Origin of the sequence: Xenorhabdus sp. PB62.4 (assembly GCF_014467285.1) — a bacterium.
Lineage (GTDB): Bacteria > Pseudomonadota > Gammaproteobacteria > Enterobacterales > Enterobacteriaceae > Xenorhabdus.
In genome coordinates, this window is record NZ_NKHR01000101.1 from 1 (window position 1) to 787 (window position 787).

The 787-nt window shown below is 34.1% G+C and carries 2 protein-coding genes; both read right to left on the reverse strand.

The window, feature by feature from the left end; all coding sequences use genetic code 11:
• Positions 1-92 precede the first annotated feature (92 nt).
• Entirely contained in the window at positions 93-395 is a 303-nt protein-coding gene (locus Xenpb_RS19385; RefSeq protein ID WP_187655742.1) for a hypothetical protein, read from the reverse strand.
• A gap of 36 nt (positions 396-431) precedes the next feature.
• Positions 432-587 carry a hypothetical protein gene (locus Xenpb_RS19390; protein WP_187655743.1) on the reverse strand — a complete coding sequence of 52 codons (156 nt, stop codon included), beginning with the start codon at positions 585-587 and terminating at the stop codon, positions 432-434.
• Positions 588-787: the final 200 nt, after the last annotated feature.

The following is a 787-nucleotide window of genomic DNA, read 5'->3' on the forward strand; positions in this document are numbered from 1 at the left end:
CCTTTACCGTGCTTTTTGACGAATTCTGTTCGTTGGCAAAATCGACATTTTACTTCAATCATCGCCATTTAATTTCTCCGAAAAAAGGGGAATTATATACCACCATCAACGGATTGAATACGTGACCAAAACTCTTTACTTACATCATTTAAGTATTCTTCGGCTTCATGAAATTCACTTCTTAACTTAAATTTACTTATAGAGTTTTCAATGAGATCTGACCAAACTAAATACCCATCGGGCAATAACTGATCAAAAGATAAAGCTAGTGCTAATTCAGGATCATAAATTTCTAAATAATGACCAGGTTGATTATTAAGAATTCCTGAAAATAATTTTTCGGATAAAAGAAAATCCATTAGCTCAATGATAAATTCTTTTTTTATATCAGTCATATATCACCTTTATTTATTGAAAATTTTATCCCACAATTAAAAAGCTCTTTGTTTTCCTATCTCAGGATTCATAGCAATATCTTTCGATCTAATCGACATACCATTCATCATTGCTTTTTTCGCTTTATTTTGTATGTCAGAAACTTGTTTTGTTATGACATTAGTAGGCTGGTTTAAATCAATTTTATCCAAGGCTTTTTCAACTGCGGCAGAATACAGTGATGGCTATTCCTACCGGACTAAATAAGTATCCCCCGGCATAGCCCTGTCTCTTGATCACATCTATAGCTCAAGAGACTGTGCAAGCAAGTAACCCTCAAGGATGGTTTGTAATATGAACCATCCTTCCCATAGTCTTTCCCATCCTACTCGACCATTACGTTTTGAATCGT

Bases quoted from the DNA above. Each gene is read 5' to 3' on its own strand.
- Xenpb_RS19385 (WP_187655742.1), bottom strand. From the start codon at position 395: ATGACTGATATAAAAAAAGAATTTATCATTGAGCTAATGGATTTTCTT.